Source organism: Pseudomonas sp. RIT-562 (assembly GCF_026241895.1).
GTDB classification, from domain to species: domain Bacteria; phylum Pseudomonadota; class Gammaproteobacteria; order Pseudomonadales; family Pseudomonadaceae; genus Aquipseudomonas; species Aquipseudomonas mandelii_F.
Map to the genome: position 1 here is coordinate 1 of NZ_JAPJIV010000005.1, position 13955 is coordinate 13955.

General features: G+C 49.3%; 15 protein-coding genes and 1 pseudogene. 7 read left to right on the forward strand and 9 right to left on the reverse strand.

Annotated elements, in window-relative coordinates; all coding sequences use genetic code 11:
- The 7 genes and pseudogenes from ORL50_RS08505 to ORL50_RS08535 form a co-directional block, all read left to right on the forward strand.
- Positions 1-864: pseudogene (locus tag ORL50_RS08505) on the forward strand (type VI secretion system Vgr family protein); the annotation flags it as partial.
- A gap of 9 nt (positions 865-873) precedes the next feature.
- A complete protein-coding gene (locus ORL50_RS08510; RefSeq protein ID WP_266012580.1) occupies positions 874-1416 on the forward strand; it encodes a hypothetical protein in 543 nt (180 codons plus the stop codon).
- A gap of 118 nt (positions 1417-1534) precedes the next feature.
- A complete protein-coding gene (locus ORL50_RS08515) occupies positions 1535-1846 on the forward strand; it encodes a hypothetical protein (RefSeq protein ID WP_266012583.1) in 312 nt (103 codons plus the stop codon).
- 55 nt (positions 1847-1901) lie between these two features.
- Positions 1902-2594, forward strand: coding sequence for a hypothetical protein (locus tag ORL50_RS08520; protein WP_266012586.1), 693 nt, complete (start codon positions 1902-1904; stop codon positions 2592-2594).
- Between the two features lie 104 nt (positions 2595-2698).
- The gene (locus ORL50_RS08525) at positions 2699-3241 is read left to right on the forward strand and encodes a hypothetical protein (RefSeq protein ID WP_266012589.1); all 543 of its coding nucleotides are present in this window, start codon (positions 2699-2701) and stop codon (positions 3239-3241) included.
- Positions 3242-3356: 115 nt separating this feature from the next.
- Entirely contained in the window at positions 3357-3941 is a 585-nt protein-coding gene (locus tag ORL50_RS08530; protein WP_266012592.1) for a hypothetical protein, read from the forward strand.
- A 263-nt stretch (positions 3942-4204) separates the two neighbouring features.
- On the forward strand, positions 4205-5143 hold the full coding sequence (locus tag ORL50_RS08535) for an NAD-dependent epimerase/dehydratase family protein (RefSeq protein ID WP_266012594.1): 939 nt from the start codon (positions 4205-4207) through the stop codon (positions 5141-5143).
- Positions 5144-5223: 80 nt separating this feature from the next.
- On the opposite strand, the gene ORL50_RS08540 is transcribed toward ORL50_RS08535, so the two are convergent.
- The 9 genes from ORL50_RS08540 to ORL50_RS08580 all read right to left on the reverse strand — a co-directional run bounded on the left by ORL50_RS08540 (position 5224) and on the right by ORL50_RS08580 (position 13932).
- A complete protein-coding gene (locus ORL50_RS08540; RefSeq protein ID WP_266012596.1) occupies positions 5224-5565 on the reverse strand; it encodes a VanZ family protein in 342 nt (113 codons plus the stop codon).
- Between the two features lie 41 nt (positions 5566-5606).
- Positions 5607-7697 carry a YjbH domain-containing protein gene (locus ORL50_RS08545; RefSeq protein WP_266012598.1) on the reverse strand — a complete coding sequence of 697 codons (2091 nt, stop codon included), beginning with the start codon at positions 7695-7697 and terminating at the stop codon, positions 5607-5609.
- Entirely contained in the window at positions 7694-8467 is a 774-nt protein-coding gene (locus ORL50_RS08550; RefSeq protein ID WP_266012601.1) for a capsule biosynthesis GfcC family protein, read from the reverse strand. The genes ORL50_RS08545 and ORL50_RS08550 overlap by 4 nt, the downstream gene beginning before the upstream one ends.
- Entirely contained in the window at positions 8464-9123 is a 660-nt protein-coding gene (locus tag ORL50_RS08555) for a YjbF family lipoprotein (RefSeq protein WP_266012605.1), read from the reverse strand. Before ORL50_RS08555 ends, ORL50_RS08550 begins: the two co-directional genes overlap by 4 nt.
- Positions 9124-9137: 14 nt before the next feature.
- Positions 9138-10244: a polysaccharide biosynthesis/export family protein gene (locus ORL50_RS08560; protein WP_266012608.1), complete on the reverse strand. Its 1107-nt coding sequence runs from the start codon at positions 10242-10244 to the stop codon at positions 9138-9140.
- 87 nt (positions 10245-10331) lie between these two features.
- On the reverse strand, positions 10332-10622 hold the full coding sequence (locus ORL50_RS08565) for a hypothetical protein (protein ID WP_266012611.1): 291 nt from the start codon (positions 10620-10622) through the stop codon (positions 10332-10334).
- A gap of 500 nt (positions 10623-11122) precedes the next feature.
- Entirely contained in the window at positions 11123-12139 is a 1017-nt protein-coding gene (locus ORL50_RS08570) for an NAD-dependent epimerase/dehydratase family protein (protein WP_266012614.1), read from the reverse strand.
- Between the two features lie 23 nt (positions 12140-12162).
- A complete protein-coding gene (locus ORL50_RS08575; RefSeq protein WP_266012617.1) occupies positions 12163-12981 on the reverse strand; it encodes a glycosyltransferase in 819 nt (272 codons plus the stop codon).
- 42 nt (positions 12982-13023) lie between these two features.
- A complete protein-coding gene (locus tag ORL50_RS08580; RefSeq protein ID WP_266012620.1) occupies positions 13024-13932 on the reverse strand; it encodes a glycosyltransferase family 2 protein in 909 nt (302 codons plus the stop codon).
- Positions 13933-13955: the final 23 nt, after the last annotated feature.

Genomic DNA, 13955 nt, shown 5'->3' on the forward strand with positions numbered 1-13955 from the left:
GAAGCTCCTGACGAACTGAAACGCTTCGACGAGCAACTTCGAATAGTCGGGCCAGATGGTGAGGTGGGTAGTAATTTGAAGTACTCGATCTCTCTGGCAGACGGCACTGTCATTGACGGGGTGACCGATGTGGATGGCATGACCCAACGATTGAAAAGCCGGAAACCGGCACGAATTACCCAGTTGACGCTCACTCCACCAGAGAACGCAGAAAATTTCTGCTGCGCGGCAAAAGATGCCCAGGCACCGATGGTCGTTGATTTGACTGCCAGCGAGATCTTTACGAATGACACTGAAGTAGACAGTTCCAAAAAAACCGTCGTCCTGCCTAGAGGTAAGAAGCGCCCCCTGACGATAGGAGAGATTGCTATGGCCCGGACTATCTTCAAAGATGCCGTCAATTATGAAAAAGTAAAAGTGCATCACGGTGGATGGTGGTTGTTTTTTGGGTTTCAAAACACTGCGGTTACACCTAACGGGGAAATGTATTTCCCGGAGAGTACCGAGCTCTACAGAGATGATTTTTCATCAGATAAAGATCATAGAATTAACGCGTTGTTTATGCACGAGATGACTCATGTATGGCAGTATCAGCTTGGATATCCGGTAAAAAGTGCAGGTGTAACGGTCACCAGTCGAGGTGATGAAGTGTATAAATATACGTTGAGCGAGTCAGGCACTTTGTCAGATTATAATATGGAACAGCAGGGTGAAATTATTTCAGATTACTTTATTATTTGCGTTGTTGGTGACGCTGACAAGGTTTGGAGTTTCAGTAGCCGAAAAAAAGACCCTCGACTGCTAAAGAACACTGTGGCCGGGTTTTTAGCTAACCCTACTGACAAGAAAAATCTACCTAGGTAGGTGGTCAATATGAAAATTATTGGGCTGGTGATTTGTTTGCTGCTATCGCTTGTCGCTAAGGTCGCTAGCGCTAATTCCTTCGGGCGCTTGGGTAGCGCGGATATATTGACTATTGATGGTGTGCCGGCTGTTTGTACGCCGAAGGATGCTGGTGCACCTTTGTTAGTTGGATCAGTTACTGTATCAGAAGGCTATATTCTGAATCCTGGCTCGTGGGGTATTACTCTCCAAGAAGGAGCCCTGCCGCTGGCTCTTAAGCCAGGGGAGTGCGTTTCCTTTGGCAGTGTGCCCGAAGGATTCGGAATAGATAGATACACAACAAAAAAACCTCCACTGCAACTTGAGGTGAATAAGACATATTTATTTAGTATTTACGACGCCTATAAGTCGCGAGATACTTACACGGGAACCTTTTGTGTCAGCCAGAAAGCCGATGGGAGGTTGGAGTATCGTGAATATACTCGCCTCCACGATGGAGCTACGCTGATTCCATCCTGTGATACTTTGAAGCATAGGAAATCGCCGATTAATATTGCGCCATGGCAGCAGTGAGAAAAAAGTAGGTTTTTTGTTCAAGTTGGTTGCGTAGCCGGTGCAGCTTGGTTGGGCATTAACTTTGATTGGGGATATTGGAGGCTCTATCAATCTTTAGTTGGGCGGCTTCGAAATAGTGGACGCTTTCGATGATGAAGTAGAAGAGCTTACGGAGTCGAAGATAAATTTGCTAAAATTTATGAAAATCGCCATTCCATTTATTTTATTTCTGTCGTCGTTTGTCTCCAATATTGCTAGCTCTATTTCGTTCGGATCCTTAAGCACGGCAAATATTTCATCCGTTGATGCTTTGCCTGCTATTTGTTTACCAAACGATGCGGAAGCACCCTTCCTCGTCGGATTGATTACCGTGTCAGAAAGCTATGTTCGGAATCCAGGCTCATGGGATGTAGCGCTGAAGGACGGCGCTAAGCTCCTGACGAACTGAAACGCTTCGACGAACAACTTCATTAGTCGGTCCAGATGGTGAGGTGGGTAGTAATTTGAAGTACTCGATCTCTCTGGCAGACGGCACTGTCATTGACGGGGTGACCGATGTGGATGGCATGACCCAACGATTGAAAAGCCGGAAACCGGCACGAATTGCCCAGTTGACGCTCACTCCACCAGAGAACGCAGAAAATTTCTGCTGCGCGGCAAAAGATGCCCAGGCACCGATGGTCGTTGATTTGACTGCCAGCGAGATCTTTACGAATGACACTGAAGTAGACCGCTCTGAAAAAGCAGTTGTTCTGCCCAAAGGCAAGAAGCGCTCTCTGACGTCAGGAGAGATCGCTATGGCGAGGACTATTTTCAAATACGCAGTCAATTATGAAAAAGTAAAAATACATCACGGTGGTTGGTGGCTTTTTTTTGGGTTTCAAAACACTGCGGTCACACCTAATGGAGAAATGTATTTTCCTGCGAGCACTGAGTTTTATAGAGACGACTTTTCAGCAGATGACGAAGACAAATACAAAGCGTTGTTCATGCACGAGATGACTCATGTATGGCAGTATCAGCTTGGTTATGCGGTTAAAAGTGCGGGTGTAACAGTCACCAGTCGCGGTGATGATGTGTACAAGTATGCGTTGAGCGAGACAGGTACATTGTCAGAATATAATATGGAGCAGCAGGGTGAAATTATTTCGGATTACTACATTATTTGCGTGCTCGGCGACGCAGCAAGGGTGTAGAGCTTTAGTATCCGAAACAAAGATCCCCGGTTGCTTAAGTCCACCGTGGCCAGATTATTAGCTAGACCTGTTGATAAGAAAAATTTACGTAAATAAGGATCTGTATGAAAAACATTATATTGTTGGTCTGTGTCCTATTCTCACCCGTCGCCCTGTTTGCAAGCGCTACTTCTTTCGGTTTTTTTGGAAGGGCGGATATACTATCTGTTAATGGCGTGCCTGCCATTTGTTCGCCGAGCGATGCCAGTGCACCTTTGCAAGTTGGTGCGGTTACTGTGTCAGAGAGCTATGTTCGGAATCCTGGGTCGTGGGGTATTGCTCTCAAGGATGGTGCAGTGCCGCTGGCACTGAAACCAGGCGAGTGCATTGCTTTCGAAAGTGTGCCTGAAGGATACGAAGTAGATAAATACACGACAAAAGTTCCTCGACTGAAGCTTGAGGTGAACAAAACCTACTTATTTGCTATTTCCGATGCCTATAAGACACGAGATACATACACTGGAACCTTTTGTGTCAGCCGGAAAGCCGATGGAAGGTTGGAGTATCGGGAATATACTCGCCTCAACGATGGCGCTAGGTTAATTCCATCCTGCGATACTCTGAAACATAGGAAGTCGTCGTTAAATATTGCGCCATGGGAGGAGTGAGAAAAACGCAGGTTTTTTATTCAGGTCGGCTACGTGCCCGGCGCAGCTTGGTTGGGCACTAACTTTGATTGGGAATATTGGAGGCTGGATTAATCTTTAGTTAGGCTGCATCGAAATGTTGGATGCTTTCGATGATGTAACACAAGAGTTTACGGAGTTGAGAATCGATTGGCTAAAAGTTATGAAAAAATCGCCGTTCTATCTATTTTTTTTGCTGTTGTCTTTTGTCACCAAGATTGCTTGCGCTACTTCGTTCGGATTCGTAAGCACGGCGAGTATATCATCCGTTGATGCTTTGCCTGCTATTTGTTTACCAAACGATGCGGAAGCACCCTTCCTCGTCGGATTGATTACCGTGTCAGAAAGCTATGTTCGGAATCCAGGCTCATGGGGTGTAGCGCTGAAGGACGGCGCTACGCCTCTGGCCTTAAAGCCAGGGGAATGCATTAAATTTGAAGCTGTGCAGGAGGGATACGAAGTAGATCGCTACACAACAAAAATGCCTAGACTGCAGCCTGAAGTGAATAAGACCTACATTTTTAGGATACATGATGCCTACAAGACGAGAAATTCTTACTCGGTTCTTTTTTGTGTAAGCAGGAAGGCTCAGGGTGCTCTGGAGTATCTTGAATATACTCGATTCAGCAATGGCGATCGGCTGATACCCTCCTGTGATTTCCGAAGACAGAGACGGGAGTGATGGATATCGGAGCTAGCTCCGATTCCGTCGTTGACCTGCAGTGATAGCCTGCTCGGTTGCAGCCCAGGGCGTTGGATGGATCGCGAGGTAAAAAGTCATCTCGCCTCGAAAGCAATGCACTACCTGTGGGATAATCACCCCTCGCACCATCAATCCCACCGCTTACATACCTTGAGCACATCCTTAAGCGATGCGCAGATCCACAAGGCAAGCTTCAAGCCGGAGGTAACCACCCCTCCCGAACTTTTCAATGGATTTTAAAGATGTCTAATGGACCTATCCTGATCACTGGCGGCGCTGGCTTCATCGGCTCCCATCTCACCGACGTCTTACTCGCCAAAGGCTACTCAGTCAGAATTCTCGATGACCTCTCGACTGGTAAGCGCAGCAACCTCCCGCAGGACAACCCACGAGTGGAGTTGATCGTAGGCGACGTTGCCGATGCCGATGTAGTCGCGCGGGCGATGGTCGACTGCCAAGCAGTGGCGCATCTTGCAGCTGTTGCTTCGGTCCAGGCTTCGGTCGACGATCCTGTTCGCACGCACCAGAGCAATTTTGTCGGTACGCTGAACGTTTGTGAGGCCATGCGCCAGGCCAACGTGAAGCGGGTGGTTTTTGCCTCCAGCGCTGCCGTGTACGGCAACAACGGTGAAGGGTGCGCTATCGACGAAGACACGCCTAAAGCGCCGTTGACCCCCTATGCTTCGGACAAGCTGGCAAGCGAGTACTACTTCGACTTCTACCGCCGCCAGCATGCACTGGAGCCGGTCATATTCCGGTTCTTCAACATCTTCGGCCCCCGCCAGGATCCGTCTTCGCCTTACTCCGGCGTGATCAGTATCTTCAGCGAGCGGGCACAGAAAGGCCTGCCAATCACTATTTTCGGTGACGGCGAACAGACCCGTGATTTTTTCTATGTAGAAGATTTGGTGGGGTTGTTGGTGCAGGCCTTGGAAGCACCGCACGTTGAGGATGGCGCAATCAACGTTGGTATGAACCAGGCGACTTCGTTGACGCAGATGCTCGGAGTCTTGGCAGAAGTTCTAGGTGAGATTCCACCCGTTAGCCACAGCCCGGCCCGTGCGGGAGACATTCGCCATTCGCGCGCGAACAATGATCGACTGCTGAAAAGATTCAAGCTGGCTGAGACTACACCGATGAGTGTGGGTCTGGCGAAACTGCTGGGCAAGGAAGCTTGCTGATCAGGTGGGAATAAAAGTCTGGCCACGCTTATGAAGCGTGGCCAGATTTTCCAAACATATGACGATAAAACCGAAAGACGCTAAGCCGCAGGATTTGATTCGAGTTTTTTCAGGCGCGAATTCAAATATCCCCGCAAGACCAGAACAACCACCATCCCACACAACACCCCAGTAGCATTAGCCACCATATCCCCCCAGGAAGCTGTACGCAGCGGCATCAAGCTCTGTTCCAGCTCAATCAACATCGAACCCACCAACGGCCAAAACAGCAGCCAGCCCAACCGCGTGGCGGGGAACGCCAGGTAGGCGCTCACCGTCAAACAGGCAAAGGCGGCCCAGTGATGCAGCTTGTCCTGATTCTCGAACACCTGCGGCACCGGCTCGCCGCGCATGCCGGCGAAACACAGCACCAGCAGGATCACGAAAAACGCCAGCTTGGGCAGGACACGCAGAATCCGCTGCTTCATTCGGTGACCTTGTAGAAGTTATTGTGGAACAGGTCGATGTTGCGACGCTCAGTCAGGGAGTACAGAGAGTAGCTGCGTGCCAGGGGAGCGCCACCGTCTCGAGTCAGTGGAGTCCACGCAAGGTTAGCCCGGCGAGTGGTCGAACTGGCCATCAATTCGTCGAACGGTATCGAGAAGTAGATACCCTTACCGAAACTACCCTCGCCGTATTCCTCTTTCGTGGCATTGGTGACAGTCACCCATCCACCGAAGCGCACACCGTTAGCGAACTCGCGGGACAAGTCCAAAGTAGCGCCGTAGTCTTTGGCCAAGTAACGCCCAACGCTGAGTGCGCCCAGAATATCCTGGAACGAACTCCGATAGTAAAGCGTGGCGTTGCCGGTGATGGTGCTGTAATCACGCAGCCCCAAACCTTGATCGAAATCACGCTGCTTGACCCAGTTCATATCAACGCCAACCGCCCAACGCTCGCCCATCGGACGGTACAGCGCTTCACCGCCGACGCCGGCGAACATCGATTCCAGATAGCCGCCGTACACCATACCGTAGAGGTCTTCGTCCAGCTGCTTGACCTTGTTCAACTGGAAGGTCGGCATCGTCACTTCCGACGTCGTCATGTACTGACGCAAGTCGGTACGCACTCGCGGCAGGCCGCTCGGTGCGTCGTACTTGAACTTGTCGAAGTTGTTGATCAGGTTCGCGCTTAACATCCCGCTCCACCAAAGATCAGGCTGGAAGCGATACTCGGCACTCAAATCCGCACTGAATTGGTACAGCAGGAATCCGTCAGGACCACCGACGTTCTGTTTGTACCCGAGGCCCAAGCCGTAGGTGAACGGATCCGGTTTTTGCGCGAACAGGGTTTTTTCCTGATGCGGCACTGGAACGTTCTGCTCGGTTACGCGGCGCAGGTCTTCCAGTGGACGATCCTCTTGGATCACTTCACGGAAAGTATCGCGGGGCAGGCTGACTTCCTCGACTGGAAGGCTGTAGCGCGTATCGACCATGGTGAACCAGTTGATCTGGTCGTTAACGCTGTTGTCGAGGATGCGCGACGCACGGCCGACGGCTTTCGGGGTATGAAAGTAGCGGCCCTGTTCGCCGTAGACGATCAGCTCGGAGTCACGCTGGGTGATCTTCGAAACCGTGTAGCCAGCGTTGTTCTGCAGACGCTTGGCGACGCCGGCCCATTGCACGTCCGTTGGCGCGGTGGTCGGCTTGACGTCCGGCACGGGTTCGGGTTTTGGGTCGAAGCTCTTGGTTGGCGCCTTGCGGGTGGCGAAGTTGGTGTGCAAGGTGATGCCGAACATGGCGGTGTTGCCGCGTTCCCAGGCTGCGTGGAGGTCTACCCAGTCGCTGGCTTTGAAGACAAAGCCAAGGTTGATTGGGGAGTCCTGAATCTGGTTGTTGTTTTGCGGCTCGTGCTGGTAGTCGTTACCTTCGTATTCGAGCTTAATGGACAGTGGGTCCCATGGCGTTTGGTAGTTCACGCCGCCGAAGAAGGACGGTGAACCACGGAAGTAGCTGTTTCCGTTGAAGTTACCGGCTTGAGTGCCAGAGTCAGGCCGGGTATCGAACTTGTCATCCAGCCAGCCCAACGGGTTATCCATATCGCCACGATTACCGATATAGCCCCACGCTAGGCCCAAGCTGAGATCGAAATTGCCCATGCGTTTGTTGCCAACAAAATATTCGCTGGAGAAGAGACCTGTACCACCGACGTCGCGCGCACCTAGTGCAACTTCGGGTATCCAATGGCTCTCCTCGAACAGACGTACTTTGGCGTCGATCGCCTTATCCTTGTAGCTCTGACTACCACTCAAGGATTCAGGACCGTAGTCACGGTTGCTAATCGAGGTGTAGCGAAACGATCCTTCCAGCCAATCGAAAGGTTGAAACGACACGCTATAACGACTGTAAGGGTCAGTGCGGCTTGCAGTCAGAGATAATTCACCAGCTGGCGCCATCCGCGCTGTGGGTGTTTGCAGAAGGCCAACACCACCAAAGTCGCTCTGTGTATAGCGCGGCTCAGCTATTGCCCAAGCGCTGCAGCCAAGCAGCAAGCACGGAATCAAGTGATACTTCATGGCTTCACCTCCAGCAATGGCTGGGTGGCGATGAATGCGGCCAGTTCAGTATTCAGGTCCGGTGTCGGATCGCCCTTGGCGGTGCTATGCACGGGTACATAAATACGAGCGCCAGGTGCTGGCGGCATAGATTTGGTTTCGTTCCAAAGTGCGATGCCTTCCTGGAAAACGCGACCATCGGGCTGGATGACAAACAGCAAATCTTTGTCAGCGCCGGGATCTTGCGGGCAGTTTTTCAGATAGCTGATTGCCGGCTGCAAAGGCTGGTACGCCAACTCGCATTCACCAGTTACTGCACCCACCACCTTCACAGTGCTCGGACGGGGAGGGTAGAGCAACACATCACCATTGCTCAGGTAGGGATTATCCCCACGGTTCAGTTCAACCCGAACCGGATCAAGTTGAGCCACTCTGCGGCCGGTGATCGGCATTGCTTGGACCTTGTCGATCAAACGCTCAGCGAGTGCCGCCAGCTCGGTTTCATCATCCTGCAGCGCGTTGCTTTTCACGGTCGCGAGATCGAAGAGCACGCCCAGTTTTAATCGCTCCTGCGCATTACGCAGGGGAGTGTGCAACCACGCAGCACCGAGCAAATACGCCTTAGGACTAACCTGAGCCGGAAGCAGAACGTCGTGCAAGCGAGTCCCTTCCTGGAACGAATAGCGCCCAGGTTTGGCGGCATCGCCCTGCACGGTGACCAGCGAGTCAGCATTTACGGCAAAAGTCATGAGCAGGCTGCAGCAAAGCAGCCAGGAGGAACGAGAAATCATTGCACTACCGGCTTATTCGGGCGCACTTGAACAATGCGTAGGGGCAATTCGGGAGTCAGGTGTTGCACGCTGGCCATGATGAAGCCGTCGGCAGGGTCGACCCAGTACTGGTTCCGCGCGGTGAAGCCCAGACCTTCCATGGCGATGTCCTCGTCAACGCGAAGTAGCTCCACGTCGCGATCGAGGATATGCACGGTTTCCAGACCTTTTTTCTCAAAGCGGCTGGTGAGCGTCACACCCATCCGATAGCCGTCGACAAAATCCACCTGGCGGCGGGTCTGCAAGCCATCAGCAACTCGGTGCAAGCCGGCTTTGAAAGGCGATACGCCCTCAAAGCGAGTGCCATCCAGATTGTTGTTGAAACCAACGCTGCGAATGGCCAGGCCGTCTTCGAGCATCAGGATTTGACGAGTCGAGGCCATCCAGAAACCAACACCATCCTGCTGACGCACCAACGCCATAACGGCTTCACCCGTAGGTGCCGCGATGGTGATCTGGAAGTACGGGGTTGCATCCACCTGTTGGCGGGTGAGTTCCAGGGGCTCAGGGCCTTCAAAGGCAGCCTTGAGCGTGTCCATGGAAGCGGTCATCAACGGGTTGCAGGCGCTCACCAGCAAGGAGGCCACCGCTACGGTGGCCAGTCGCAAAAATTTCACAAGACATCCAATTCTTAGTTTTCGCTGCCCATGTCATCTTGAATCGCTACACCGGTACGCAGCAGGTTAGCTGTTGGGAAAACCTGGCTGATGAAGCGGTTCCAGCGAGTGACATCGGCGGGGCCAACATAGACCACGTCCTGCGGCTTCAGTTTAAAGTGCTGGGCAAGGGCGAATGCCGAAGGCGATTTGAGATCGATCTGGAAAACCTTGACTGGTTCGTCCGCGAGATTTTCAACGCCGCGGATCACATAGACTTCTTTGCCGCTGGAGGTTTCCTGACGCAATCCGCCTACGCTGCCTAAAGCATCAGTGAGATTCATATCGGTGCCCTTGAAAACAAGAGATCGCGCAGAGGTAACTTCACCGAGTAAGTAGACCTTTTTCTGATCGTTGTATGGTAGGTGGAGTTGGTCGCCATCTTTAAGATAGAGGGCGTGCAAATTCGAGTTCTTACGATTGAGCGCATCTAAATCGATGATGTATTCACGACCATCGCGCTTTAGAACTAGCCCGGAAATATCGGCAGTCCCGGTTTGAACCGAGCCTTGGCCCACAGCGTCAAGCAAGCTCAAGTGTGAACTAGTGATGGGTAACTGTCCGGTCTTACCAAAAGCTCCGGATAGGATGACTTTTTGGCTGACAAAACGCAGGATACTGACGTCTACCTGCGGCTCCGCGACTACGTGCGATAAGCGCGTAGCAATTGTCGAGCGTAGCTCCTCGATTGTTTTCCCAGCAGCTTCCACGGTTCCGACATACGGGTAGAAGAGACTACCATCGGGTCGAACCAGGCGCCCGTTTGCTTCTGTTTGCTGTTGCGGGCCGGAGGGAGCGGTAAGCTCTGGATGATCCCACACTGTAATATAGACGAGATCTCCTGCGCCAATGCGGTACTCCTGCGGCCGGTAAGTCATAAGTTCGGCTGCAACCATGCTCGAATGATCGGAGGCCTCCTCGATGGCCACCAATTTAGGAGTGATCTGCACCAACTCTATACGACTACTCTCAGGTGAGCCTTCACGTACTAGGTTGCCTGTGTCCATGTGCTGACCAGGGGAAAAAATGCAGCCTTGCAGGCTCAGGCCAACCAGCATGGCCAATGGAAGCGCGCGATTCATTGTCGAAATTGCTCGAGGAATAGGCAAAACAAAACCTCCCAGCGAAGCTGGGAGGTTAACGTATCGAACTTTTAACGAAGGCAGGTTTTAGTTGGTGCCAGTAGTACCAGTAGTACCGGTAGTGCCAGTAGTACCCGTGGTACCTGGAGTCCCATCATTACCGCCGCCGCCGCTGTTTGAGGCAGCAACACCAACCGCGATGAGACCCGCGCCGATAGCCAGGCCTGTGCCAACCGTTACGCCGCCAGCGATAGGCGTCGACAAGCTCAGTGGTGCAGTTGTATCAGGCGCTGCAGCGGTTTTTGCAGGAACAGATTCAGCAGCCATCAACGGCAGGCTAATCAAAGTGACAACTGTGAATGCTAGTAGTTTTTTCATGTTCATGCTCCTTGAAAGGATATTCCCTGAGGGTGATTTGACATAAGAATATTGTAGGCGAGGGCTATATTGCAAGCTGCTACTGATTCAAGATTAAAAAATCGGCCTAATTTTCCACCTTGGCTTCACCGAAAGGACGCAGGCTGGATCAAATACAAGAGCATCATTGCTGTGGGACGGGAATGTCAACAGAAATATTTGTATCTGTCCACATTTTTTCGCGATGCTACTTGGGTTTTACCGAGGACGCATCTGTGTAGCAAAACGGGCAGTTACCATAGGATCAAAGGCTCAATACGACCCAGACACATCCGGACGTGGCTCCTCGTAAAAGAGGAAATCTTAAAATATGCATTACTCAAAAGATGATAAATTTAGTGGTATGTAGAATAATTTCGTTATCTCGCCGATTAGGAAGTTAGGTGCGGGGGAAAGGGCCTATAGTCCGGTAAGAACGTATACTCACGTAAAACAGCTGAAGCCTATTTATGGGGTCTTTGTTAACGCCACTCTTCCGGGCACTCTAATTTCCAATCTGCGAATGCTGACTCGAGAGTGTATTGGTAGCAATATTTATGTTCAATAAGAAAGCCTGGTTGGATAAAGTTAGAGCGCACTAATTTGCGAATCCTTACTGGGCTGAAAGGATGCTGGATACGTAACGGTCTAGCAATTAGTTCAATTCCATACGCTGCACTTAATAAGGTCAGGTACGGGATCGCAGGTATTCTACGCTTGACTTGGGCAACTGCACACACCGCTTCGACGTATTCTTGGATAGATGGACCCGGATTCATAGACATATTGAACAGAGTGAAGTTTCGTCCCTGTTCTTTTTGATAATTCAAAGCCCAGCACATCGCTCTGCAAAGCTCTTTAACATATGTCCCGGCCTTGCGTGTATCACGATTACCCATGTAAAAAAAATAGCGTTTGATTACGGCTTTGATCAGTCTAGAAACATTTCCACCCTCACCAGGGCCAAAGACGACCCCAGGTCGAACGATAACCAGATTTCGGTGTTTTCCATCTGCGGCTAGCCAAATCTGATGAATTTTTTCAGCAATTAATTTGGAGCCGCCATATGCAGTTAACGGCAATGGGAGAGAACTTTCGTTCTTCTGGTGTTCACTAGGTCCATACGGGGAAATAGAACTTGTAAAAATGATTTTTTCGCAATCAACTAGTTCTGCCCATGCGCAAACATTTTCAGCGCCAAGTAGGTTGGTTTCATAGTACTCGTGATCTTCGTGCCCCGGCTCCCGGTGGACTGCTGCAAAGTTAGCAATCAACGAAATTTTTTCTTCCGGTTGCCATGATATTCGTTGACGAACGTCACCAAATATTTCAACTATATTTTTATTATCGGCAATCTTATTTTTGCGGTATTTAGACTGTTTGTCCGAAAGTGGTTGAATATCAAACAAGTAAATTTTGTTGAAACCCACATTGAGCAAGTGTTCGGCGAAAAAAGTGCCGATAAAACCGGCTCCTCCAAAAATAACAGCAGTTTGCATTTAACCCGTCCTCCGAAAAATTCTTAGAAGATCTTTCTGATGATATTTTTATAAACGATATTTAGGGCCGACTTCGGCAAGAGCCTAAACGGCGTGCGTATTAATAAATTCGCTAACGCCCATTTTGTGCTTATTATTTTTTCTTTGTGCATCAAATAGATCGCATTATATTCAGAAATTAAATATTTAATTCCCGATCTTCTTGCGTGGAAGTCTGCGCTAGCTCTGACGTTCACAAGGTACTTGGGCAAATTATAGATTTCACCCCCATACTTTATAACTCTCAAACTTAACCACCAATCTTCAAATGGTAAGCGTGTGTCCGGATAGCCGCCTGCTTTCATTACGAAAGACTTTCTGAAAGCAGTGGCTGGGTGATTGATTGGAGTCCTCGTAAAGGAATATCTATGAACTTCGCTGGGTAACTCTGGTAATTTTCTATCTCCCAGATACTGAAGCATGGTCTCGTCGTAGTGGGCTACCCAAGAACTGCACATTGCTGCGTTGGTAAATTTTTTAAAAAATTCTAACTGTAGCTCGAATCGGTCCGGAGTAGATATATCATCGGAGTCCATCCGAAAAATCAGATCGAAATTACAATGATCTAAACCGATATTTAACGCATTAGATAATCCAACATTGTCTTTAATACGAACTACAGTCAAGTCACTTTCAAATACATCAATGACTTTATTAAGTTCAGCCGAAATGGGTCCGTCCACAACCAAAACAGTTTGTGTAGGTTTTATGCTAGACCCGACTAATACGGATTTTAGCGCGTCTGCGAATGGCTCGGCTTTATCGCCATTATAAACAGACATCAATATTGAAAAATCATCCATAATGTTATTGGGTATCGTTTAGTGAATAGTAGTTTAGGAAAGTTACTGTTGTTGTCTGAGTTTTTTTAATTGCGAATAATAAAATAAAACTAATTTCGGCCCCAGTGTCAAATAGCAAAAAAGCTGTAGCCAGTATTGATCCATGTGAACAGGTAGAAGTGCTTTATAATTACAGTCACTAAGGAATGCCAGTCGAAGATTTTCAGATCTCTTGATCAGTTCTAATTCAGACTTATCTCTAGCGATCTTGCGCATTTCTTGGAAATAGGGAAGATGCCTCAAGTAATCTTTTTTCTTACTTTCGTAACTTATTTCGGATGTGCCGCAGTCATTACTATCATGTATCCTATACGTAGTGACTACGGTATCTAGGATTAATGCGAGACCATCTCTGGTTAAAAAGTATGCTATCCACCAGTCTTCAAATTTTAAATTTTCTGGGATCGGGAAAACATCAGAAAGATGATCTCTAGCGAGAAAAGAGCATCCTCCCGATAACTTATTCCCCATAACATTTTCTTTAAAATCAGCGGATTTTGGTATCTGCTTATAGAGCGTTTTGTTTAGTAAGTGATCTTTCGCAATAAGTCCGCCATATATAGATTTACCGGTTTCCATTGCGGCAATCAGCATAGACTTTGTTCTGCCTGGAACAATGGTGTCATCTGCACCAAAAATGCAGATATATTGTCCAGTGCTCATTTTAAATGCGAGATTGTAAGCCGCGTTTTTTCCTCGGTTTTCGGGGAAGCGTGATAGTTTAAAAAATGGGCTATTTCCGTAATTTTCTTCAATTATTTTAAATGAATTATCAGTTGATCCATCGTCCACAATACAAATTTCAATTTCAAAATCGGTATTCAGCCGTTGTTCATACAATATGGAATCGACAGCTTCAATTATAAATTCGCTCTTGTTATACAGCGCGATCAAGTAGGAAACTTTTAACATGTAATGATCCGATTGATAAATCG

Bases quoted from the DNA above. Each gene is read 5' to 3' on its own strand.
- ORL50_RS08510 (WP_266012580.1), top strand. From the start codon at position 874: ATGAAAATTATTGGGCTGGTGATTTGTTTGCTGCTATCGCTTGTCGCT.
- ORL50_RS08535 (WP_266012594.1), top strand. From the start codon at position 4,205: ATGTCTAATGGACCTATCCTGATCACTGGCGGCGCTGGCTTCATCGGC.
- ORL50_RS08525 (WP_266012589.1), top strand. From the start codon at position 2,699: ATGAAAAACATTATATTGTTGGTCTGTGTCCTATTCTCACCCGTCGCC.
- ORL50_RS08560 (WP_266012608.1), bottom strand. From the start codon at position 10,244: ATGAATCGCGCGCTTCCATTGGCCATGCTGGTTGGCCTGAGCCTGCAA.
- ORL50_RS08530 (WP_266012592.1), top strand. From the start codon at position 3,357: ATGTTGGATGCTTTCGATGATGTAACACAAGAGTTTACGGAGTTGAGA.
- ORL50_RS08565 (WP_266012611.1), bottom strand. From the start codon at position 10,622: ATGAAAAAACTACTAGCATTCACAGTTGTCACTTTGATTAGCCTGCCG.
- ORL50_RS08580 (WP_266012620.1), bottom strand. From the start codon at position 13,932: ATGTTAAAAGTTTCCTACTTGATCGCGCTGTATAACAAGAGCGAATTT.
- ORL50_RS08545 (WP_266012598.1), bottom strand. From the start codon at position 7,697: ATGAAGTATCACTTGATTCCGTGCTTGCTGCTTGGCTGCAGCGCTTGG.
- ORL50_RS08570 (WP_266012614.1), bottom strand. From the start codon at position 12,139: ATGCAAACTGCTGTTATTTTTGGAGGAGCCGGTTTTATCGGCACTTTT.
- ORL50_RS08550 (WP_266012601.1), bottom strand. From the start codon at position 8,467: ATGATTTCTCGTTCCTCCTGGCTGCTTTGCTGCAGCCTGCTCATGACT.
- ORL50_RS08575 (WP_266012617.1), bottom strand. From the start codon at position 12,981: ATGGATGATTTTTCAATATTGATGTCTGTTTATAATGGCGATAAAGCC.